This is a genomic window from Microbacterium sp. NPDC055665, assembly GCF_053618035.1.
Genome location: NZ_JBSHGY010000012.1, coordinates 47,583 through 69,263 on the forward strand (window position 1 = coordinate 47,583; position 21,681 = coordinate 69,263).

The following is a 21,681-nucleotide window of genomic DNA, read 5'->3' on the forward strand; positions in this document are numbered from 1 at the left end:
CTCATCGAGGTCTTTCGGTCTGGACGGGCGAGCAGTCCGCGGAGAGTTGAGCGACGACCGCGCGAATCTCTCGCAACCCCTCGGGGAATTTACTCGACACGACCTTGTCAGCTTCGTCCACCGCGGATACGAGCAACGCCAACAAGTGCGCTCTGACGTCATCGACCGGATCCTTGGCGACTCCTACATCGACGACCAGGAGGTTCCGTTTGGCGTTGATCCTTCGCGCGCGGACTCCGTGGAACTTGATCGGCCACAGTCGTCCATCGATATGGAAGATCACATTCAGCCGCACAGGACTGGACAGATCGGTAGCGAGTGTCCGAACTTCCTTCGAGAGGTTCGTGGTGGAACGCTTCCAGCCGAGGCTCGCGGAATCCGAGTCCCCGAGAACTGTGCCGACCGCAAAGACCCACTCCGGAGCACTCATCCGATCGGTCCGTCCGCGGGGTTGACGCTGGACGGGACAGTGGTCCCGTATCCAGCAGCCGCGAGACCCGGCATCACCCCTTCGAGCAGGGCGTAGATCTCTACGCTCGCGCCAGCAAGCGTGGATTCCCACCTGGCGGATCGTCTTTTCTCTTCTGTCGACGCGATCGCCAGGCCCTCGCTTGTCGAGACGGCATAGACATCTCGCGCCACGAGAAGGTTCTCGTACTGAAAGCTGCCTTCGAAACCAAACCAGAGGAATTGGCCACCCAGCGCGAGTATCTCGCTCGAGATTGTCTGGATGGTCTGGTCCAGCGGCGCCGGGAAGGTCGAGAAATAGAAGTCGAGTTCGATGATCCCCGAGGGCTTATCTGCTACTTCCGTGGGTCCGTACAGCACATAGGGCTCCACACGGTCCGGGGACGAGGCAGATGCCGCCAGCCGGTCTGCCGTCACTCGGCCACCCACGTCGAAGACGAAAGCAATGAGGATCCAGTGCTTATCGTCCCGACCCAGATACTCCCTCATCGGCCCGTCTCCCCGTAGCCGATCGAGCGCAGTGCACGGTGAGCTGCGACGCTCCCGTGTGCTTCGGCCTGCTGCCACAACGACAAGGCCTCGGCGATTTCGCCCCCGTCGAACATGGTCCGGGCAACTTCTGCCAACGCATCCGCACTCGCCTGACCGTTGCTCCGTTGCAACATCGCCCGGGCGTGTTCCGCTGCTCGCCGCGCGTCCGGAGACGGCGCCCCTTGCACAGCAGATGCAGTCAGCAACTCCGCACCGAAGACCTCCGATACGGCACCTGCCGGCACCGACACAGACCTGCGTGGAACGTCCGACTGCTGCTGTCCAGCTCCCGCGACACCAGCGGTCAACTCGGAAACCTCCTTGACGGCGAAGTCCCGAGGACTGGCCTTCGCGAGCGCCTCTGCCAGCTCTCTTCGCACAAGAACTTGACGGAACGCCTTCCAACCAGCCCCGAACCACTCCGGGCTCGCCACGATGTCGTAACCATCGAGAATCGACGTGTCGACGAGAGGCGAGAGCTTTCCCCACCACAGGGGCATCCAACGCCAGATGCCGCACGTTCCGCACACGGCACCGGCCTTGCCATGCTGGCTAATAGCGTTAGCGGCCAGGGCTTCGCCCTCGAACCACTTCTCCGCCGTCGACGGGATCACGATCTGAACCGCATCACCAGGCGAGCTTCTCGCCCATTTCACTTCACGCGTTTCGATGTCGAATCGCGAAGAAACTTCCTCCGCCACATCCCGCGCCATGCAAAGAGTGTCGAATCGCCAGTTCGGCATCCACGCGCCGCTCACGGTCAGTCCACGCTGCTGGAGGATGAGCGAGCCCTGCTGCTGACGACTCGGCACACCACAGGCATGGCACCAACCGTTCTCGCCATACATCGGTGTCAGGCCGAACGACCTCTCCGGCCACGGCCACCCGCGGTTCCTTTTGGCGAACAGATCGACAAAATCACTCATTTGCTCAGCCTGCTTGGTTCAGGCTGCGCCAGGCCAGGCTCGGGTGTGGACAGTCGCGCGACGATCGCGCGAATCTCCGCGAGGCCGCCGGGGAATTTGCGGGAGACCACGCGGTCGGCTTCGCTGACGGCGGCGGCGAGCAACGTCAACAAGTGTTCCCGATAGTCCGGCACAGGTTCCTTCACAATCCCCACGTTGACGATCAGCAGCTTGTACTTCGCACTCATTCTCCGAGCGCGAACTCCCTGATACTCGGGGGACCACAAGCGACCCGCGACGCAGAAGACCACGTTCAGGCGCATCGGGGACTCCACATCCTGCGAGAGGATTTGGACCTCTCGTCCAAGGCTGGCAATAGCACGCTTCCAGGTGAGACTCGCGGGGTCTGAGTCGCCGAGCACCCCGCCGACCGCGAAGACAAGACCGGTTGCATTCATTCGATCGATTCCGTTGCTCGCTGGGCGGATTCGACCTCGAGTTCGATCTGGATGGAGACGACCAAGTTCTGAAAATCTGGATCTCCATCCCCGTCGCTGCACCGAAGCACGACCACGCCGTCGCCTACTTCTTCAACACGAAAGCCGGAGTTGCCCGTCCACGCATCTGTGAGGCCGCTGCGTTCCCAACAGTTCCACACGCGCAACGACCGGTCGGAGGCACTGTGCCATCTCACGAAGACTTCAACATCACGGGGCGCGGTGTCCTCCCAGAGCACGAGATCCCGTGCCGTGTGACCATTCACTACCAGGCTCCCGCTAGAGATCTTCAAGCGAATCCCCTGACGCAACCTGGAACTCTGCGACCGGAAGGACAGGCGCAACGCCGAAGATTCCGTAGGAAGTGGGTACAGGCCATAAAGCGGGCCGTCCCATTCGATCCGGCTCGAACGAGCGGCGGCGAACACTTCCGAAAGGATCATCGAGGATCGAATCCATATCCCCCTCGTCGGGGTTGAATCGTTGGGCCGCTCGCCCGGTCGCTTCGCGGTCGATCGAGATCATATCGTCGAACATGCCATCTATGCATCGTCAGTCCGTCGATCCGCAGACGAACGCTATTCTGAGCGCAGCGTGGCGGAAGCCAGCGCTGAAGGGATGAAACGGGTGCCGGATCTGCGGAGTGCGAGCAACTACGACGAATTCGCGTGGGTACGGCAGTCTGTCGACGAGACGGTCGATATCACCATGCGGTTCCCCACGCGCCCATTCCGGTCCGAATCTGGGGATGTGACCATCTTCGAATGGGATAGCGTCGTCGCCCCTGGGTTCGCCAGCGCGCTGAGTTCGCTCGCGAGAGAGTTCGGCGATGAGGAAGTCTTCGTTCTTGCTGCCGATCCCGAGCCCCTCTATTTCGTCGCCGAGTATGGCGTGTACCCGGCTTTCGTTTGCTCCAGCGCGACCGTCGCGGACCGGTATGGCGAGGGCCTCTCGCTGCTCCCGGGTGACAGCGTGGGTAGCTTCTACCTCGAGGTCAACGCCCTCGCGATCAGCGGAGACTCCGGGCGTTGGTCGATCTGGGGGCAGCGCGATTAGGGGATCGCCGCAGTCGTCACGGAGCCGTCCTCTGTCGGTTGGCGTCCGAGCGACATCCCGTGGTTCGAATGCGACACCGCGTTTGAGACCCTCCGAGAACTCGACCCCTGGGGGCGGCCGTTGGCCGCTTCCGACGTTCACAAGTTCCGCGAGGCGATGTGCGGGAGCGATGGCGGCCCCCGTGAACAGCGCGAGTCAGCGACTGGCTTCGAATCGAGCCTGCAGAGCAGGCTGACGTCGGCCGAGAGGCCGATCCGCTCAGACCTCGCGGAGGCTGGAATCCATGTCGCCTCCGTTTTTGATCTCGACGCATCCGAACGAATTCCCCGGCGGGCGCTCTCCATTCTGATGAGCCATTTGGAGAGGGAGGGCTACCCGTCGCAGATTCGGGCGGCGATAGCGCGAGCACTGCGCGTGCGTTCCGCCGAATTCTTGTGGGATCGGATCACGTCGCGGTTCGTGACTTCGACCGACCCGGGGGAACGGACCGAACTTGCTCTGACGCTGGCGGCGATAGCGACGACACGACACGCAGGGGATCTCATCGGCTTCGTCTCGTCCACGGACCTCGGTCACGATCGTCAGTACTTCATTCGGCCGACTCTCATCCTCGGCGGACCGCGCGGCCGCGCGGCAGTGGAAGCATTGCGTGAGGACCCAGTGATGCGCGGTGAGGCCGACCGACAGCTCGCACGATCGAGTTGGTGGCTTCCCCCGAAAACGCCCTCGAAGGGGGCGAGCTGATGCTCCGGTACATGCGTGTCGAATGGCTTCGTGACCACCCGAACGAACCGGCCTTGCTCTACAGCGAAATCCAGAACGGGTTCGAGGTAATTCGACGGAGGGCACTACTGTCCGGTTGACCGTTCCCTCGGGGTATCGAGGAGCGTGACCTCCAGAATGGTGTTGATAGTAGATGGTTCATCAGGAAGCAGTGCACCGCGAGCCCGTGTGGCGTGAGCGATCGGATTTTGTCATCGGAATCCCGATAGCCCCGGGGAGTACTGATGTAACGACTGAGCAGTTGTGGGCGAGAAGAATATCGGAGTCTAGATTCGAAATCTGCTGCATACCTTTTTTCGCGTATGACATTGCCCTGGGCGACGTAGTCGAAGTAGACGCGTCCCTCACGGTCCAACGCGTAGTCGAGCACTCGGGTCGATATGTCTTCCGAGTTCACTTGAAGAATTCGACGTCCTCGGGCGCCCCGGATGTGGCTCGTCCTATCGAAGCGCTAGGCGGGTTGGTCGAATGGTCGTCCCCGATCCTATTCGCGATCGACGCCGACGAATACGTCATGGCTCAGGAGATTGCCAATTTGCTCCAGCAGATGGAGGCGCGAGGAGTCCTTGTGTTTGAGACCGGTAGAACTGCATGAGCGGGAGGTGTCGCTCACTTCAAAGGCGCAACCACGGCGACGTATCTTCGTCGGAGATCAGGGAATTTCCCAGGTCCTGAGCAGCATCACGGGGTTCCCGATTCAATGACAACAGAACTTTCACCCGAGCAAGCAAAGGCACTCTTGCGGCAGGCGCTGCGTGCAACACCCGGGCTTCCTACCGAGGACTACGAAAACGTACAGTCGCTGATCGATGTCGGAGAGACGCTGGTCGCCTTTGAAACACTGTGCACGCAGATATACGAGTGGGAGATTTCGTTGCGTCCTGAGACTATTCGGGGGCTCGAAGTCATCGGGTCTGCTCTAGGAGGAGATGCGGCGCTCACGAAGCACCTCTGGGAGGATTCGACCGGATGAGTTGTGTTCGCATCTCGCGTGTGAAGAGGAGTTGAGATGGTCGGAGTCAATGACCGCGAGGGCAAGTGGTTCGCTGTGCCGCTTCGCGAGGGTGGCGGTTACGCGATCGGGATCGTCGCGCGCGCGAGCCGCGCGGGCATCCTTGCGGGCTACTTCTTCGGACCCCGACATGACTCGCTCCCCACGCTCGCCGACGTGGAGGATTTGACTCCCGCGACGTCGATACTCCAGGGGAGGTTCGGCGACATGGGATTGAGAGAGCGCACGTGGCCGATTCTCGGTCGCCAAGATGGTTGGCGCCGGGAGGAGTGGCCGATGCCGATCCTGTTCCAGCAGGAACCGCTGAGGGGCATCATCATGCGGGTGATCTATGACAGCGATGACCCCAGCAAGTGGCTCCGGTCGGAAGTCATGCCCAAGGGCAGCCCGACCACTCCCGAAGACGGCATGATGGGTGCCGGATTCGTGGAGTCGGTGCTCACCAGGAAACTCAGCTCGTGAGCTCGCGCAACCGCACCAGACGCTCGTGCCCGGTCTCTTCAAGTTCCGCGATGTCGTCGCGCGACTTGAGGAAATCGGAGAACGAGCGGTAGCCGAGGGCCTTCTCGCTGAACGAGGGGTCCATGCGACGCATGTGCGTCTTCACGGCGGAACTGTGCAGCCACTCGTCGGCATCGGCCTTGTCGTGGCCGAGACGCAGGGCGCGCTCCAGCAGCTGCGTCGCTTCGCCCTGCTCGTCGAGCTTGGGTTCTTCGACCTTGGGCGCGGCAGCCTTCGACCTTGCCCGGCGCGGGGTCTTGGCCTTGGGGGCATCCGCCGCGTCGGCCGCATCCGGCACCGTCTCCGGCGCGGGCTCCGCGACAGCCTCGGCCTTCGCGGCGACAGCGGCAGCCGCCTTCACCGGGCGCACGACGCCGGGCAGCGAGTCGTACGACTCGAACTCGTCGCAGGCCGCGGCGAGCGACTTGGCCGTCGAGCCGGAGACACCCACGCCGATCACGTAACGTCCGAGACGCTTGCAGCGCTGCGCGAGCGGCACGTAGTCGCTGTCGCCGGCGACGATCACGACGTGCGTGAGGTCGGGCAGCCGGAACATGTCTTCGACCGCGTCGACGGCGAGCCGGATGTCGGCGCCGTTCTTCGCGTAGGCCGCGGCGGGGAAGAGCTGCACCAGGTCGACGGCACGGGCCACGAGCTGCGAGCGGTATACGGCGTTGACGGGAGACGACCAGTCGGCGTACGCGCGCGTCAGCACGAGCGTGCCGAAGGACGCGGCGTAATCGATGATCGCACCGACCTCGATCATGGCGCGGCTGAGACGCTCGACGACGTCGGGGTCGTTCGGGTTCTCGGTGATCCGCTGCCTGTCTTTGCCGTAGGCGTTGCGCCCGTGCACCCGGTCGTACCAGGAGATGACGATGTTGTCGAAGTCGAGGTAGACGGCGACGCGGGCATCGGTGGCCTCGGCCATGATCAGGCCTCCTCACGGGGGTAGCGGACGCCGATCTGCGCCCTAATCTCATCGAGGGTGCCCATGATGGCGACGCTCTCGGCGATCGGCAGGATGTCGCCCTCGAGGATGCCGTCGCGCACCAGGCGCTCGGCGGCGAGGGCCTGGTACTGCATGCCACGTCCGTCGATCTCGGACACGTATTCCTCCTGCACGGTGCCGTCCGGGAGGATGACGCGGAACGTCGTGGCGGAGTACCAGACGCGGTCGATGTCGATCCGCGCCTCGGTGCCGATGACGCTGGCCGCATTCGGCCCGGAAGCCCGCGAGGAGGAGAGCGTGGTCGAGATCGCGCCGCCCTCGTGCGTCATGACGGTGGCGACCTCGGAGTCGGCGCCCGTCTCGATCAGGCGGCCCACGGCGCGGATGTCGGTGGGAGCGCCCAGGATGTCCCAGACGAAGGAGATCGGGTAGATGCCGAGGTCGAGCAGCGCGCCGCCGCCGAGCTCCAGGGCGTTGAGCCGGTGCGCCGGGTCGGAGGGCAGCAGCTGGGTGTGATCGGCGCTGACAGCGCGGATCTCGCCGAGGGCGCCATCGGCGATCAACTCGCGGATGCGGACCATGTGCGGCAGATACCGCGTCCACATCGCCTCCATCACCAGGAGGCCCTTCTCGGCGGCGAGCGCCTGCAGGTCTTCCGCCTCGACGCGGTTCAGAGTGAACGCCTTCTCGGCCAGCACGTGCTTGCCGTGCTCGAGCGCGAGCCGCGCGTTCTCGTGGTGCATCGGATGCGGCGTGGAGACGTAGATGATGTCGACGTCGGGGTCGGCCACCAGCGCCTCGTACGAGGGATGTGCGTGCGCGATGTCGAAGCGGGCGGCGAACGCATCGGCCGACTCCTGAGAACGCGAGCCCACCGCCACGAGGTCGAGCCCCGCCGTGCGCAGATCGGATGCGAACGCGCCGGCGATGCCGCCGGTCGCAAGGATTCCCCAACGAAGACCAGTCATGGTCTCAGCGTACGGGGTGGGGTGCGCATGACGGACTGTTACACCCGATGACCCCCGGCATCGGTCGCGTGGCCGGCGGTGCGCATGCGCTCCTACCGTGACGAGCATGACCGAACCCCTCATCATCGGCGCCATGGTGCGCACCCTGGGGGCATACCCCTCGGGCTGGCGGCAGCCCGGCGCGCACCGCGATCCCGCCGCTGACGCCGCCATCCTGCGCCACATCGCCCGCGAGGGGGAGGATGCCGGACTCGACTACCTCTTCTTCGGCGACTGGCTCGCGACCGGCCCCGACCTGGAGTTCCGCGACCCGTACCTGCTGGCGCGCATCGATCCGGTGAGCGCGGTGCTGTTCCTCGCCGGAGTGACCTCGCGCATCGGCCTGATCGCCACGGTCAACACCACCTACGCCGACCCGTACACGACTGCCCGCTCGCTGGCGTCGCTCGACGTGCTCACCGGTGGGCGTGCGGGCGTGAACCTCGTCACGGGCGCCGAGCCGCGCGCGGCGGGCAACCACGGCCGCGACGCACACGCCGACAACGAGACGCGCTACGACCGCGCCGAGGAGTTCGTCGAGGCGCTCCGACGCCTCTGGGACTCGTGGGACGAAGACGCCTGGATCGCGGATGCCGACCGCGGCGTGCTCATCGACCCGCAGGGGCTCCGCGCCGCCGACCTGCAGGGCTCGCAGGTGCGGGTCACCGGTCCGCTCAACGTCGCCCGCCCGCCGCAGGGGCAGATCCCGATCGTGCACGCCGGCACGTCGCCGCGGTCGCGCGCGCTCGCCGCGACCGAGGCCGACCTCGCCCTGACGGCCGCGCCGACTCTCGCCGACGCGATCGCCACCCGCCGCCTGCTGCGGGACATCGCCGCCGAGGCCGGGCGATCTCCGGATGCGGTGAAGGTGATCGCCCCGGTGCTGCCCGTCGTCGCCGATACGGATGCCGACGCCCGCCGCATCGTGGAACGCCTGCTGGCCCTCGTGCCGGTCGCCGAGGGGCACCAGGCCGCCCGCACCGCGTTCCCGCCGAACCGCACGGTCGCCGCGCTCGCCGACGCGTTCGACGTCGCCGCGGATGATCCGCTGCGCGCGTCGGAGTTCGACCGTCCTGTGACGGCCGTCGAGGCCGCGCGGCTGGGGGAGCGGGGTGCCGCGCTCATCGAACGCCTCGCCGGTATCGCCGGCCTGCGCGTCTCCGAGTCCGGGAGCACGAGCGGCGATCCGCTCACCTGGCGGCACCTCGTGGCCGCCAACGCGGTGCCGGCGGCCTTCGTGGTCGGCGATGACCGCACGATCGCGGATCACTTCGAGACCTGGCGTGACGAGGGCGCGGCCGACGGGTTCAACGTGCTGTCGGCCTTCCAGCCCGCCCAGTTCGAAGCATTCACGCGGCAGGCCGCCCCGGAGCTGCGCCGCCGCGGTCTGCTGCGAGACGCAGCGGATGGCGAGGGCGAGACCCTTCGCGACCGTCTGCGCATTTCCTCGTATGTCGACGCGTGACCACACGTGTCGTCGCGCGACACCGGGTGTCCGCCGCCTCGCGGCACGGCCACTCCGATTCCTACCGTGAACACATCCCGACACCCGAAGCCCAGGAGACCCTCCGCATGAACCGCCGTCTCATCCGTGCCGCCGCCATCGCGGTCCCGCTCGTCCTCGCGGGCAGCCTCGCCGCCTGCGCATCCTCGCCCGCCACCGGGAATGCCCCCGCCGAGGGCGGCGACCCCGTCACCGGCGGCACGCTCACCTACCTCGAGCACCAGGCGTACACGAACCTGTACCCGCCGCAGGCCGGCTTCTACCCGAACGGCGGCATCGTCAACAACATCGCTGCCCGCCTGACCTGGCAGAACCCGGAGACGCTCGAGATCGAGCCGTGGATCGCCTCGGACTGGACCGTGAACGCGGATGCCACCGAGTACACGTTCGACCTGAACCCCGACGTCACGTTCTCGGACGGCACGGCGCTCGACGCCGCGGCCGTCGCGAAGAACTTCGACACGTACGGTCTGGGCGACGCGGACCGCGGCCTCACGGTCTCCGAAGCCATCAACAACTACGCCAGCAGCGAGGTCGTCGACGAGGACACCGTGACGTTCCGCTTCAGCGCGCCGTCGCCGGGCTTCCTGCAGGCGACCTCGACCATCAACTCGGGCCTGCTGTCGCCGGAGACGCTCGACGGTACGATCGAGGACTTCGGCGCGGGCAACGCGGCGGAGATCATCGGCTCCGGCCCCTTCACCGTCACGGACGAGAAGCTCGGCACCGAGTACACGCTCACCGCCCGCGACGACTACGACTGGGGGCCGGACAGCGTCGACAACGCCGGCCGCCCCTACCTCGACGCCGTGCACGTGCTGATCACCCCCGAGGACTCGGTGCGCATCGGCTCGCTGCTCGCGGGTCAGGCCGACTACGTCCGCTACGTGCAGGCGTTCGACGAGGACCGCGTCGAAGGCGCCGGCTTCACGCTCTACGCCCCGCAGACCCGAGGCGTGAACAACTCGATCGCCCTGCGCCCGGAGAACCCGCTGCTGGGCGACATCCGCGTGCGCCAGGCGCTCATCGCGGCCGTGGACGCGCAGGAGGTCGTCGACACGCTCTTCACCGAGAACTACCCGGTGGCGACGTCGGTGCTCTCGTCGCAGGCCGTCGGCTACAAGGACGAGTCCGCGCACTACGCCTACGACCCCGACAAGGCCGAGGAGCTCCTCGACGAGGCGGGCTGGGAGCCCGGCGCCGACGGCATCCGTGAGAAAGACGGCGAGCGCCTGTCGATCACGGTCTACGAGGCCAAGCCGCAGCCGCTGTCGAAGCAGACCCTCGAACTCGTCGCGCAGCAGCTGGCGAAGGTCGGCGTGGAGCTCTCGGTCAAGCCCGGCGACGCCGGCAGCGCGGCCGAAGACACCCGTGATCCGCTGAAGACCGGCTTCTACCACTCGATGGTCGGCCGTGCGGATCTCGACGTCATCAAGAGCCAGTACTTCACGAAGAACCGCGACGTGCTGATCTCGAAGGACGCGAAGCTCGACGAGCTGCTGCTCGCCGTGGCCTCCGAGCCCGACGCCGACAAGCGCATCGCCGCCTCTCAGGCCGTGCAGGACTACATCGCCGAGCAGGCGTACGTGATCCCGCTGTTCGAGGAGCCGCAGGTGTACGGCACCGCGACCTACGTGCACGGCGTCGCCTTCGAGTCGGTGGGGCGGCCGACGTTCTCCGGCGTCTGGCTCGCCGAGCACTGAGAGCGCCGGTGACACGATGAGCTTCGTCCTCCGACGAGCCGGGCAGGCCGCGATCGTTCTGATCGCGGCCTTCACGGCCACCTTCTTCCTGCTTCAGCTGCTGCCGGGCGATGCGATCCTGATCAAGTTCTCCGACCCCAGCCTCGGGCTGTCGCCGGACCAGCTCGACAGCATCCGAGCCACCTACGGCGCAGACCTGCCGTGGTGGGAGCAGTACGTGCACGCGGGCCTCGGCTTCCTCGCCGGAGACTTCGGGTTCTCGACCCAGTTCGGCACTCCGGTGCTGACGATGCTGGGCGAAGCCCTCCCCGCGACCTTGCTGCTCGCGTCGCTCGGACTCGTCGTGGCCTTGATCCTCGCCGTCCTCATCGCCGGGCTCTCCTCCCTCGCCCCGTTCGCGTGGCTGCGCGACGGGCTTCGCCAGGTGCCGGGGCTGTTCGTCGCGGTGCCGGTCTTCTGGCTCGGCATCCTGCTCATCCAGGTCTTCTCGTTCGGCCTCGGCTGGGTGCCGATCGTCGGGGCCGACCCGGTCAGCGGACTCGTCCTGCCGGTACTGACCCTGGCCGTGCCGATCTCGGCTCCGCTCGCACAGGTGCTGGTGCGCTCGATCGACCAGGTGCAGGCGCAGCCGTTCGTCACCGTGGTGCGGGCGAAGGGGGCCCCGCCGCTGTGGGTGCTCACCCGCTCGGTGGCCCGCAACGCCGCCGTGCCGACCCTGACCATCGCCGGCGTGCTGTTCGGCGAACTCGTCGGCGGGGCCGTGGTCACCGAGACGGTCTTCGGCCGCACGGGCATCGGCCGCCTGACCGAGCAGGCCGTGGCGAACCAGGACATCCCGGTGCTGCAGGGCGTCGTGCTGCTCTCGGCCCTCGGCTTCGTGATCATCAGCTTCGCGGTCGACCTCGTGACCCCGCTCATCGACCCCCGTCAACGCACCGTCGCCCGCGCGTCGACGCGGCGCACACTCCAGGAGGCGACCGCATGACCGCTCCCGTGATCATCGACCCCGTGGTGGGTGCTGACCCGGCCGCGCCGACGCAGCCGGCGGGGCCTCAGCCCGAACCCACGCCCCGACGACGGTTGCGCGGGCGCTCCTGGGGCCTGTACCTCGCCTTCGCCGTCGTGACGGTCGCCGTGCTCTGGGCCGTCATCCCGGGGGTGTTCGCCCCCGGCGACCCACTCACCGGCGTCCCGGCCGACAAGCTGCTCCCGCCGAGCGCCGCGCACTGGTTCGGCACCGACACCCTCGGCCGCGACCTGTTCGGCCGGGTCGTGCACGGCGCGGTGCACTCGCTCTCGGGAGCACTCATCGCCGTCACGGTCGGCCTCGCGCTCGGCACGCTGATCGGCGCGATCGCCGGCGCCGTCGGCGGTGTGGTCGACGACGTGCTGATGCGAGTCGTCGACGTGCTGCTCGCGATCCCCGGGTTGCTGCTGGCCCTCACCGTCATCATCCTGCTCGGCTTCGGCACCGTGAACGCCGCGATCGCGGTGGGTCTCGGCAGCGTCGCCGCCTTCGCCCGGCTCATGCGTGCCGAGGTCGCCCGTGTGCGGCGCACCGAGTACGTCGAGGCCGCCTTCGGCAGCGGCGGTACGTTCTTCACCGTCCTGCGACGGCACGTCCTGCCGAACTCGCTGACGCCGATCGTCGCGCTGGCCGCCCTGCAGTTCGGCACCGCGATCCTCGCGATCTCGACACTCGGATTCCTCGGCTACGGGCGCCGCCGCCCACGCCGGAATGGGGCCTGCTGATCGCCGATGGCCGCAACTACGTGGGAACCGCGTGGTGGCTCACAGCCCTCCCCGGTCTCGTCGTGGTGATCGTGGTGCTCAGTGCCAACCGGATCAGCCACCGCATCGGAAGGAGTGCGAAGTGAGTGCCGTCATCTCCGCCACCGATCTGCGGATCTCGTACGCGGGGAAGCAGGTCGTGCACGGCGTCTCGTTCGAGATCGCCGAGGGCGAGACCCTGGCGCTCGTGGGGGAGTCCGGTTCCGGCAAGTCCACCACCGCGCACGCCCTGCTCGGGCTGCTGCCGGAGGGTGGCCGCGTCGACGGCGGGCGGGTGCTGCTCGGCGACCTCGACATCTCGGGGTGGTCCGACCGTGCGCTGCGCGGCATCCGCGGACCCGAGATCGGTCTCGTGCCGCAGGACCCCACCACCTCGCTCGACCCCGTGCGCACGATCGGCGCGCAGGTCGAGGAGATCCTCCGTCTGCACGGGCACCGGGATCGACGGTCGCGGCGCGCACGCGCCATCGAGCTGCTCGACCGCGTCGGTATCGACGACCCCGACCTGCGGGCGCGCCAGTATCCGCACGAACTCTCCGGCGGTATGCGCCAGCGCGTGCTCATCGCCACCGCGATCGGCCTGCGGCCCCGGCTGCTGATCGCCGACGAGCCGACCAGCGCCCTCGACGCCACGGTGCAGCGCAAGGTGCTCGACCTGCTCGACGAGCTGCAGCGCGAGGAGGGCACCAGCATCCTCCTCGTGACTCACGATCTCGGCGTCGCGGCCGACCGGGCGGAGCGGCTCGTCGTGCTCAAGGACGGGCGGATCGTCGAGCAGGGCTCCAGCGAGGCGGTGCTCGCGGTGCCGTTCGACCCGTACACGAAGCAGCTGCTCGCCGACGCTCCGGCGTTCGCGACAGGTTTCCGTCGCCCCGACGCCCCGCCGTTCCTCCGGGATGCCGCCGCCGTCGCCGCCGAGAACCCCTGGGCGATCGTCGCGGACGGACTCGTGAAGGAGTTCCGTGTGGCCGGGCCCGAGCGCTTCCGTGCCGTCGACGACGTCTCGTTCCGGGTGCGCGAGGGCACCACACACGCGCTCGTGGGGGAGTCGGGCTCGGGCAAGACCACGACGGCGCGGCTCGTCACCCGCTTCCACCAGCCGGATGCCGGCACCATCGAGGTCGACGGTGACGACGTGACCCACGCGAAGCGCGAGCAGCTGCGGGTGCTCCGCCGGCGCATCCAGCTCGTCTACCAGAACCCGTTCGCGTCGCTCGACCCGCGCCAGCAGATCGCGGACATCGTGGCCGAGCCGCTGGTGAACTTCGACGTCGGGAACCGCGCCGAGCGGCGGGAGCGTGCGCTCGCCCTCATCGATCGGGTCTCACTCCCCGCCGATGTCGCACGGCGCACTCCGCGCGAGCTCTCTGGCGGTCAGCGGCAGCGCGTCGCGATCGCCCGCGCTCTTGCGATCGACCCCGACATCGTGGTGCTCGACGAAGCGGTGTCGGCGCTCGATGTCACGGTGCAGGCCCGCATCCTCGAGCTGCTCACCTCGCTGCAGGCCGAGCTCGGGCTCACCTACCTGTTCATCTCGCACGACCTCGCGGTGGTGCGGCGGATCAGCCACACGGTCTCGGTGATGCGCCGCGGCCGGATCGTCGAGGAGGGGCAGACGGAAGACCTCTTCCGCGAGCCGCAGCACGACTACACCCGGGAGCTGCTCGCCGCAGTGCCCGGCACCAGAGAAGTCTCCGGCACCAGAGAGGTACCCGCATGACCGCACCCACCGTCGCCTTCTTCACCCGTCTGCTCGACGATGCCGCCCCCGCCGAACGGTACGCGTTCGCGACCGCGCAGATCCGGCAGGCCGAGCGCCACGGCATCGTGCGGGCCTGGGTCGCGCAGCACCACTTCCACGCGGCCGAGGGCGGGCTGCCCTCACCGCTGGTGTTCCTCGCGCACGTCGCGGCCGTGACCTCGACCATCCGCCTCGGCACGGGAGTGATCACACTGCCGCTGGAGGATCCGGTGCGGGTGGCGGAAGATGCCGTGGTCGCCGATCTGCTCTCCGGGGGGCGCGTGGATCTGGGACTCGGCAGCGGCGGCACCCCGTCGTCGTTCGTGCCGTTCGGGGAGGACGTGCGCGACAAGGCGCCGACCTACGACCGGAAGCTGCGGACCCTGCTCGACGGTCTGGCCGGGCGTGACGTCGGTGCGGGCAACACCCTCTACCCGGATGCCGGGGACCTCGCCGACCGCGTGTGGCAGGCGACGTTCTCCGCTCCGGGTGGGCATCGCGCCGGCATCCACGGGCACGGTCTGCTGCTCTCGCGCACGCAGCCGCGCAGCGCCGACCGGCTGCACGCACCGCTCTCCGCGCTGCAGGATCCGATCATCGACGCCTACCTCGAGGCGCTGCCGGAGGGGGTGGCGCCGCGGATCACCGCCTCGCGCACCGTGTTCGTCGCCGACGACCGAGCCGAGGCGCTGCGTTTCGCCGAGGTCGGTCTGCGCCGGGCGGCCGAGGGTTTCCGTCGGCAGGGCCAGACGATCCCCGGTGACAGCATCGACGAGCTGATCGCCGCGCTCGACACGCACCTGGGCACGCCCGAGCAGGTGGCGGAATCGCTCGCCGCCGACACCACTCTCGCCCGGGCGACCGAGGTCGCCTTCCAGGTGCACTCGGTCGACGCCCCGCACGAGCACGTGCTGCGCTCGATCGCGCTCTTCGCCGACGAGGTCGCCCCGGCCCTCGGCTACGCGATCACCCCGACACCCGACCGCATCAGTACCGACCAGAACCTCACCATCAAGGAGAACGCATGACCGACGACATCGTGGATCGGATCGCGGATGTGACGCCGGAGCTGGATGCCCTGCGCCGCCGCCGTCCGGTGACCAGGGAGCAGCTGCAGGCGAGCTTCGACGCCCTCTTCCGTCCCGTGAGCGTGCAGCACGTGTCGCAGGCCGAACGCGAGCTCGTGGCCGCCTTCGCCACCGGTCTCGCCGGCGCGGACGACCCGACCGCCGTGTTCTACGCCGCGCGTGCGCAGGAGGCCGACCCACAGCCGGCCACCGTCGTTCTTGCGGAGGCTGCCCAGGCAGCGACCGCCGGACCGTTCGGCACCTACGCCGAGCTGGGGTTGCAGGCCGAGAACACCGATGGCGTGCGCTACGTGCCGTCCGACGCCGTCATCGCGAGCGTGGGCGAGCGTCTCGCCGCAGCCCTCGCCCACACGCACCTGCTGGTGTTCCGCCCCCGCGAGGCCTCGGAGGCCGACCTCGGCCGCCTGCTCGACGCGGGCTGGTCGGCGGACGGCATCGTGACGCTGTCGCAGCTGGTGTCGTTCCTCGCCTTCCAGCAGCGCGTCATCACCGGGCTCCGTGTGCTCACCGCTGTGGGCTTGACCGCCGAAAACTCCGAGGAGGAGGCCGCATGACCGCCGAACAGAGCGTGCTGCAGCACGACGACGCTCCGCACCCGCATGCGTTCACCCGCGGTGAGGTCGGGTGGGTTCCGCACCTCGAGCCCCTCGCCGAGGACGAGCTGACCGCGCGTCACTACGACGGTCTCGTCGACGCCGCTCGTGCGAAGAACGACTACTTCCGCCTGCTGGCCCGCGACCCCGAGGTGTTGAAGGCCCGCACGCTGGTCGACAAGGACATCTTCTACAACGCTGCGGAGGGTCTGCCGCGCGCCGACCGGGAGCTGGCCGCGACCGCCGCTTCCCGCCGCAACGGCTGCGTGTTCTGCGCCTCGGTGCACTCGCGCTTCGCCGCGCACCACAGCAAGCGCACGGACGATGTCGACCTGCTCCTCGACGAGGGTGTGGACGCCGACCTCGGCGAGCGCTGGAACGCGATCGTCGCGGCATCCGTCGCCCTGACCGACACCCCGAACGCGTTCGGCGAGGACGAGATCGTGCGGTTGCGTGCCGCCGGACTTGACGACCTGGAGATCTCGGACCTCATCCACGGCGCCGCGTTCTTCAACTGGGCGAACCGGCTGATGCTGTCGATCGGACGGCCGGTGGCCCCGGCCTGATCGACCTCGAGGGTCCCGCTGTCAGGGGACCAGGATGATCTTGCCCGAGGCGGCGCCGGACTCCATGAGCTCATGGGCCTGCGCCGCCTCGGTCAGCGGCAGCTGGGGGCCGAGCTCGATCACGAAGTCGCCGGTGTCGAGGAGGGCGATCGTCTCGGGCAGCGCCTCGGCGCGCCAGGCGAGCTCCTGATCCGTCAGGGGCACGGGCGAGCCGCCGGAGAAGGCACGGATGCCGAAGGATGCGGCATCCGGTCCGCGCACGATCGTCGCGATCCGGTCGCGGTCGGAGACGAGGGCGAGCGAGGTCTCGATCGCCTCGTCGGTGCCGGCGCAGTCCAGCGCCACGGTGACGGCCTCCGGGGCGGCGTCGCGCACGCGGTCGAGCAGGCCGTCGCCGTAGGCCACGGGGATCGCGCCGAGCTCGCGCAGCTGGTCGTGGCGGGCGGGGCTCGCCGTCGCGATCACGGTCGCGCCCCAGCCGACGGCGAACTGCACCGCGGCCTGACCGACCGAGCCCGAGCCGCCGTGCACGAGCAGCACGTCGCCCTCGGTCACCCCGAGCGAGCGCAGCGCCTGGTAGGCGGTGCCCGCGGGGATCCCGATCGCCGCGCCCTCGGCGGTGGTGACCGAGTCGGGGAGCTTCGCGAGGTTGTCGGTAGAGATGGCGAGCGCCGAGGCGTAGGTGCCGTGCCCGTCGCGGATCGCCACGCGGTCGCCGACCGCGAAGTCGTCGACGCCTTCGCCGAGCACTTCGATGACCCCTGCTCCGTCGAAGCCGACCGGACGCGGTTCGGTGATCGGGGGCGACGGCCGCTTGCCGCTGCGCAGCTTGGCGTCGATGGGGTTCGCCCCCGCCGCCTCGATGCGGACCACGACCTCGCCGCGGGCCGCGACGGGATCGGGGATCTCCATCAGGTGCAGGACATCGGGGGAGCCGAGCTCGGTGTAGACGATCGCGCGTGCCATGGATTCAGGCTACCCGCGACGCACACCCGCCGTCGCGGATCAGCGCCCGGACAGCACCTTCATGATCCGCTGCGGCGACACCGGCTGCGCGGTGCCGAGACGCTGCGCGAACACGCTGACGCGGTACTCCTCCAGCAGCCAGCGCACCTCGACGAGCGCGGGGGGAGCGTCGCGGGTGAGGGGGATCGTGCCCCCGGCATCCTCGAACGCCTTCGCCATCCGCTCGTACTCGGTCATGCGCGCGCGGTCCTTGCCCGGTTCGCTCCCGAGCGTCTTCAGCCGGTCGAGCATGCCTTCGAGGTACCGCGGGAAGTGCGCGAGACGGTCGACGCCGGCGGCCGAGACGAAGCCCGGATGCAGCAACCCGCTCAACTGCGTGCGGATGTCGTTCAGCGGGCCGAGCAGAGCGAGCGAGTTCTGCGACTTGATGCCGCGTTCGACGTCTCGGGACTTCGTGAGGATGCGGGCCACCAGCGAGACGCACGCGAAGAGCTGATCCACCAGGACGGCCGAGACCGCATCGCGCACCCGCGCGAAGTCGGCTTCGCTGCGCACGATGCCGCCCGGCGCCGCCTGCTCGATGACCTGCCGCGCCACGGCCGCGCGGCAGTCCTCGATGAGGGCGGCGGCGGACTGGTAGGGCGAGGCGGCGAGCGCGAGCTTCTCCTGGCTCGTCAGGTGCTCCTGCACGTACGAGGAGGGGGAGGGGACGCCCAGCAGCACGAGCCGCAGCACGCCGTCGCGGGTGGCGGCGACCGCGGCATCCGGGGTCGACTCGACCCGCACCGACACGCTCTTGCCCTGATCGACGATCGCCGGGTAGCCGCGCACGACGCCGCCGGCGACGCGGGTGTCGAGCACCTCGGGCAGGTCTCCCAAGGTCCAGGCCGTGAGGCCGGTCTGCTCCAGTTGCGGGCGCTTCGGCGCGCTCAGAGCCCCCGGCTGCACGGGCCCCGACTTCGGTGGCGCGGCGATCGAGCGGGCCACGCTGCTGCGCGCACGGTCGGACAGCTGCGTCTGCAGTGCCCGCAGGTCACGCCCGGACCCGACCACCCGACCGCGCTCATCGACCGCGCGGAAGTTCATGCGCAGGTGCGGCGGCACGCGGTCGTCGTCGAAGTCGGCGGCGGACACGAGCTGGTTGGCGAGCGGCTGGATGAGTCGGGCCAGCGCCTCCTTGAGCGTGCGCGGCGGCAGGCCGCCGTGTGATTCGGGCCCCTGCTCGGCCAGCTCGGCCCCGAATTTCTCGGCCCAGTCCGCGGCGGGGACGACGTGGCGGCGGATGGCCTTGGGGAGGGCGCGCAGCAGACCCGTCACGAGCTCGGCGCGCAGGCCCGGGACCTGCCAGTCGAATCCGCGGTCCTCGAGCTGCGCGAGCAGGGGCAGTGGCACGACCACGCTCACACCGTCGTCGTCGGCGCCCGGCTCGAACCGGTACGCCAGCCCCAGCACCTGGTCGCCCTGCGTCCATCGTGTCGGGAACTCGCGCTGGTCCGCGCGCTCCTCGTCGTCGATCAGGTCGCTCTCGCGCATCACGAGCAGCTTCGGCGTCGTCGCCATGGCCTCGCGCCACCAGCTCTCGAAGGAGCGCACGTCGAACACGTCGGCGGGGATGCGCTCGTCGTAGAACCGGAACACGGCCTCGTCGCCGGCGAGGATGTCGCGGCGGCGCTCGCGCTCCTCCAGCTTCTCGAGGCGCTTGCGCAGCTCGGCATTGCTGCGCCAGAACGCGCTCACCCGCTTGTCGATCCGCGTCGGATCCCACTCGCCCTCGACGAGCGCGTGGCGCACGAAGAGCTCGCGCGAGGCCGCCCGGTCGATGCGCGCGAACTGCACGCGGCGACGCGGGATGATCTCGAGCCCGAACAGCGTCACCTTCTCGAACGCGACGGCGGCACCGGCATCCTTCGACCAGTGCGGCTCGGTCACCTGCCGTTTGGCGAGGTCGCCGGCGAGGGACTCGGCCCAGGCCGGATCGATCGCGGCGACCGTGCGCGCGAACGTGCGGGAGGTCTCCACGATCTCGGCTGCGATCACCGCCTGCGGGCTCTTCTTGCGCAGGCCCGAGCCGGGGAAGATCGAGAAGCGGATGCCGCGGGCGCCCCGGTACTCCGCGATGCGTCGGCCCTTCGGCTCCTTCGCCGGGGAGTGCGACTTGCCCGCAGGGGCGGTGCGCTCGTCGAGGATGCCGATCTGCGAGAGCAGGCCGGCCAGCAGGGCGCGATGGATGGCGTCGGGGTCGCTCGTGCCACCGGCCTCGCCCTCGCGGCCGGACGTCTTCACGAGCGTGCGCAGCTGGCGGTGCACGTCGAACCACTCGCGCACCCGCACGTAGTTGAGGTGCTCGGAGCGGCACAGCCGGCGAAACGCGCTCGATCCGAGCTCGCGCTGCTGTTCGCGGAGGTGGTTCCAGAGGTTCAGCAGGGTCAGGAAGTCGCTGGTCGGGTCGACGAAGCGGGCGTGCAGGCGGTCGGCCTCCTCACGGCGCTCCTCCGGCCGCTCCCGCACATCCTGGATCGTCATGCCCGACACGATCGCGAGCACGTCGCGCGTCACCGACGAGTGGGTCCCTGAGCCTCCGCCCTGGGTCCCTGAGCCCGTCGAAGGGCGCCCCGCCTCGATCAGCATCCGCGCGAACCGCGGGTCGATCGGCATCCGCGCGATGTCGCGGCCGGTGCGGGTGAGGTGCGGGGATCCTTGATCCGGTCCCTGAGCCGGCCGAAGGGCGACCGCACCGAGCTCGGTGAGCAGGTCGAACGCGGCCTTCACCCCTCGCGAGTCGGGCGGGGTGAGGAACGGGAACGCGGTGATGTCGCCGAAGCCGAGCGACAGCATCTGCAGGATGACGGAGGCGAGGGAAGTGCGAAGGATCTCGGGCTCGGTGTACTCCGGTCGCCGGTCGTAGTCCTCCTCCGAGTAGAGGCGGATCGCGATGCCGTCGCTGGTGCGGCCCGCGCGCCCGGATCGCTGGTTCGCCGAGGCCTGCGAGACCGCCTCGATCGGCAGTCGCTGCACCTTGGAGCGATTGCTGTAGCGCGAGATGCGCGCGGTGCCGGTGTCGATCACGTACTTGATGCCGGGGACCGTGAGGCTCGTCTCGGCGACGTTCGTGGCGAGGATCACCCGGCGGCGCACGCCCGCCACCCGGCTGCGCTCGAACACGCGGTGCTGATCCGCGGCGGAGAGGCGTCCGAACAGGGGAAGTACCTCGGTGGGGGCGCGGTCGTTCGCGTAGGCGCCCCTCACGGCGTCGGCCGCATCCCGGATCTCGGCCTCGCCGGGGAGGAACACGAGCACGTCGCCCGGCGCCTCGCGGTCGAGCTCCCGGAGGGCGGCGACGATCGCCGAGACCTCGTCCTCCGGTTCGGCCGGTGCGCTCTCGTCGTCCGCATCCTCGACCGGACCGCGGTAGCGGATCTCCACGGGGTAGGTGCGGCCCGAGACCTCGATGATCGGCGCCGGTGTGCCGTCCGGGGCGGCGAAGTGCTTCGCGAAGCTCTCCGGATCGATCGTGGCCGAGGTGATGATCACCTTGAGGTCGGGGCGCTCCGGCAGGATGCGGGCCAGGTAGCCGAGCAGGAAGTCGACGTTCAGGGAGCGCTCGTGCGCCTCGTCGATGATGATCGTGTCGTAGCGGGTGAGCAGCCGATCGCGGTGGATCTCGTTGAGCAGGATGCCGTCGGTCATCAGAGCGATGCGGGTGGCATCGGAGACCTTGTCGGTGAAGCGCACCTTGTAGCCGACGAGCGTGCCCAGCTCGACCTGGAGCTCTTCCGCGACCCGCTCGGCGATCGTCCGCGCGGCGAGGCGGCGGGGCTGGGTGTGCGCGATGCGCTCCCGACCCAGCTCGAGCGCGATCTTCGGCAGCTGGGTCGTCTTCCCCGAGCCCGTGGCGCCCGCGACGATCACGACCTGGTGGTCGCGGATGGCGTCGCCGATCTCGCCCCGGGCAGTGCTGACGGGCAGCTCCGGGGGATAGGAGATCACGGGGGAGGACATAGCCCTCCATCGTATGAC

Annotated in this window: 21 protein-coding genes and 1 pseudogene; 13 read left to right on the forward strand and 9 right to left on the reverse strand. The window is 68.8% G+C overall.

Annotation, left to right across the window (positions count from 1 at the left end; all coding sequences use genetic code 11):
* Position 1: 1 nt before the first annotated feature.
* The 5 genes from ACWGO6_RS17505 to ACWGO6_RS17525 all read right to left on the reverse strand — a co-directional run bounded on the left by ACWGO6_RS17505 (position 2) and on the right by ACWGO6_RS17525 (position 2,844).
* A complete protein-coding gene (locus tag ACWGO6_RS17505; RefSeq protein ID WP_452327459.1) occupies positions 2 to 430 on the reverse strand; it encodes a hypothetical protein in 429 nt (142 codons plus the stop codon).
* Positions 427 to 957 (reverse strand): hypothetical protein, encoded by a 531-nt coding sequence (locus ACWGO6_RS17510; RefSeq protein WP_452327460.1) that lies wholly within the window; start codon positions 955 to 957, stop codon positions 427 to 429. Before ACWGO6_RS17510 ends, ACWGO6_RS17505 begins: the two co-directional genes overlap by 4 nt.
* Positions 954 to 1,925, reverse strand: a complete 972-nt coding sequence (locus tag ACWGO6_RS17515; RefSeq protein WP_452327461.1) for a hypothetical protein — start codon at positions 1,923 to 1,925, stop codon at positions 954 to 956. The genes ACWGO6_RS17510 and ACWGO6_RS17515 overlap by 4 nt, the downstream gene beginning before the upstream one ends.
* Complete coding sequence (locus ACWGO6_RS17520) at positions 1,922 to 2,152, reverse strand: hypothetical protein (RefSeq protein ID WP_452327462.1); 231 nt, start codon at positions 2,150 to 2,152, stop codon at positions 1,922 to 1,924. Before ACWGO6_RS17520 ends, ACWGO6_RS17515 begins: the two co-directional genes overlap by 4 nt.
* Positions 2,153 to 2,358: 206 nt before the next feature.
* Complete coding sequence (locus tag ACWGO6_RS17525; protein ID WP_452327463.1) at positions 2,359 to 2,844, reverse strand: hypothetical protein; 486 nt, start codon at positions 2,842 to 2,844, stop codon at positions 2,359 to 2,361.
* A 151-nt stretch (positions 2,845 to 2,995) separates the two neighbouring features.
* Here ACWGO6_RS17525 and ACWGO6_RS17530 point away from each other — a divergent pair, with 151 nt between their 5' ends.
* The 5 genes from ACWGO6_RS17530 to ACWGO6_RS17550 all read left to right on the forward strand — a co-directional run bounded on the left by ACWGO6_RS17530 (position 2,996) and on the right by ACWGO6_RS17550 (position 5,714).
* On the forward strand, positions 2,996 to 3,457 hold the full coding sequence (locus ACWGO6_RS17530) for a hypothetical protein (RefSeq protein ID WP_452327464.1): 462 nt from the start codon (positions 2,996 to 2,998) through the stop codon (positions 3,455 to 3,457).
* 120 nt (positions 3,458 to 3,577) lie between these two features.
* Positions 3,578 to 4,201, forward strand: coding sequence for a hypothetical protein (locus ACWGO6_RS17535; RefSeq protein ID WP_452327465.1), 624 nt, complete (start codon positions 3,578 to 3,580; stop codon positions 4,199 to 4,201).
* A gap of 172 nt (positions 4,202 to 4,373) precedes the next feature.
* Positions 4,374 to 4,835: a DUF4265 domain-containing protein gene (locus ACWGO6_RS17540; protein WP_452327466.1), complete on the forward strand. Its 462-nt coding sequence runs from the start codon at positions 4,374 to 4,376 to the stop codon at positions 4,833 to 4,835.
* 105 nt (positions 4,836 to 4,940) lie between these two features.
* On the forward strand, positions 4,941 to 5,213 hold the full coding sequence (locus ACWGO6_RS17545) for a MafI family immunity protein (RefSeq protein WP_452327467.1): 273 nt from the start codon (positions 4,941 to 4,943) through the stop codon (positions 5,211 to 5,213).
* A 36-nt stretch (positions 5,214 to 5,249) separates the two neighbouring features.
* Positions 5,250 to 5,714, forward strand: a complete 465-nt coding sequence (locus ACWGO6_RS17550; RefSeq protein ID WP_452327468.1) for an Imm26 family immunity protein — start codon at positions 5,250 to 5,252, stop codon at positions 5,712 to 5,714.
* On the opposite strand, the gene ACWGO6_RS17555 is transcribed toward ACWGO6_RS17550, so the two are convergent.
* Positions 5,704 to 6,684, reverse strand: a complete 981-nt coding sequence (locus tag ACWGO6_RS17555) for an NYN domain-containing protein (protein WP_376107394.1) — start codon at positions 6,682 to 6,684, stop codon at positions 5,704 to 5,706. The genes ACWGO6_RS17550 and ACWGO6_RS17555 overlap by 11 nt on opposite strands.
* A 2-nt stretch (positions 6,685 to 6,686) precedes the next feature.
* A complete protein-coding gene (locus tag ACWGO6_RS17560; protein ID WP_452327469.1) occupies positions 6,687 to 7,673 on the reverse strand; it encodes a Gfo/Idh/MocA family protein in 987 nt (328 codons plus the stop codon).
* Positions 7,674 to 7,779: 106 nt separating this feature from the next.
* Here ACWGO6_RS17560 and ACWGO6_RS17565 point away from each other — a divergent pair, with 106 nt between their 5' ends.
* The 8 genes and pseudogenes from ACWGO6_RS17565 (at position 7,780) to ACWGO6_RS17600 (ending at position 16,698) form a co-directional block, all read left to right on the forward strand.
* Positions 7,780 to 9,177, forward strand: a complete 1,398-nt coding sequence (locus tag ACWGO6_RS17565; protein WP_452327470.1) for an NtaA/DmoA family FMN-dependent monooxygenase — start codon at positions 7,780 to 7,782, stop codon at positions 9,175 to 9,177.
* 107 nt (positions 9,178 to 9,284) lie between these two features.
* The gene (locus ACWGO6_RS17570; RefSeq protein ID WP_452327471.1) at positions 9,285 to 10,919 is read left to right on the forward strand and encodes a TIGR04028 family ABC transporter substrate-binding protein; all 1,635 of its coding nucleotides are present in this window, start codon (positions 9,285 to 9,287) and stop codon (positions 10,917 to 10,919) included.
* Between the two features lie 16 nt (positions 10,920 to 10,935).
* On the forward strand, positions 10,936 to 11,904 hold the full coding sequence (locus tag ACWGO6_RS17575) for an ABC transporter permease (RefSeq protein WP_136040858.1): 969 nt from the start codon (positions 10,936 to 10,938) through the stop codon (positions 11,902 to 11,904).
* Positions 11,901 to 12,796, forward strand: a pseudogene (locus ACWGO6_RS17580) (ABC transporter permease). Before ACWGO6_RS17575 ends, ACWGO6_RS17580 begins: the two are co-directional and overlap by 4 nt.
* Positions 12,793 to 14,430 carry a dipeptide ABC transporter ATP-binding protein gene (locus ACWGO6_RS17585; RefSeq protein WP_452327472.1) on the forward strand — a complete coding sequence of 546 codons (1,638 nt, stop codon included), beginning with the start codon at positions 12,793 to 12,795 and terminating at the stop codon, positions 14,428 to 14,430. Before ACWGO6_RS17580 ends, ACWGO6_RS17585 begins: the two are co-directional and overlap by 4 nt.
* Positions 14,427 to 15,479, forward strand: a complete 1,053-nt coding sequence (locus ACWGO6_RS17590) for a putative FMN-dependent luciferase-like monooxygenase (RefSeq protein ID WP_452327473.1) — start codon at positions 14,427 to 14,429, stop codon at positions 15,477 to 15,479. The genes ACWGO6_RS17585 and ACWGO6_RS17590 overlap by 4 nt, the downstream gene beginning before the upstream one ends.
* Positions 15,476 to 16,093 carry a CMD domain protein gene (locus ACWGO6_RS17595; protein WP_452327474.1) on the forward strand — a complete coding sequence of 206 codons (618 nt, stop codon included), beginning with the start codon at positions 15,476 to 15,478 and terminating at the stop codon, positions 16,091 to 16,093. The genes ACWGO6_RS17590 and ACWGO6_RS17595 overlap by 4 nt, the downstream gene beginning before the upstream one ends.
* Positions 16,090 to 16,698, forward strand: a complete 609-nt coding sequence (locus ACWGO6_RS17600; RefSeq protein ID WP_452327475.1) for an alkylhydroperoxidase domain protein — start codon at positions 16,090 to 16,092, stop codon at positions 16,696 to 16,698. The genes ACWGO6_RS17595 and ACWGO6_RS17600 overlap by 4 nt, the downstream gene beginning before the upstream one ends.
* A 21-nt stretch (positions 16,699 to 16,719) precedes the next feature.
* On the opposite strand, the gene ACWGO6_RS17605 is transcribed toward ACWGO6_RS17600, so the two are convergent.
* Both ACWGO6_RS17605 and hrpA read right to left on the reverse strand, forming a co-directional pair.
* A complete protein-coding gene (locus ACWGO6_RS17605; RefSeq protein WP_452327476.1) occupies positions 16,720 to 17,664 on the reverse strand; it encodes a quinone oxidoreductase family protein in 945 nt (314 codons plus the stop codon).
* A gap of 39 nt (positions 17,665 to 17,703) precedes the next feature.
* Positions 17,704 to 21,678, reverse strand: a complete 3,975-nt coding sequence (gene hrpA, locus ACWGO6_RS17610) for an ATP-dependent RNA helicase HrpA (RefSeq protein WP_452327482.1) — start codon at positions 21,676 to 21,678, stop codon at positions 17,704 to 17,706.
* Positions 21,679 to 21,681 lie beyond the last annotated feature (3 nt).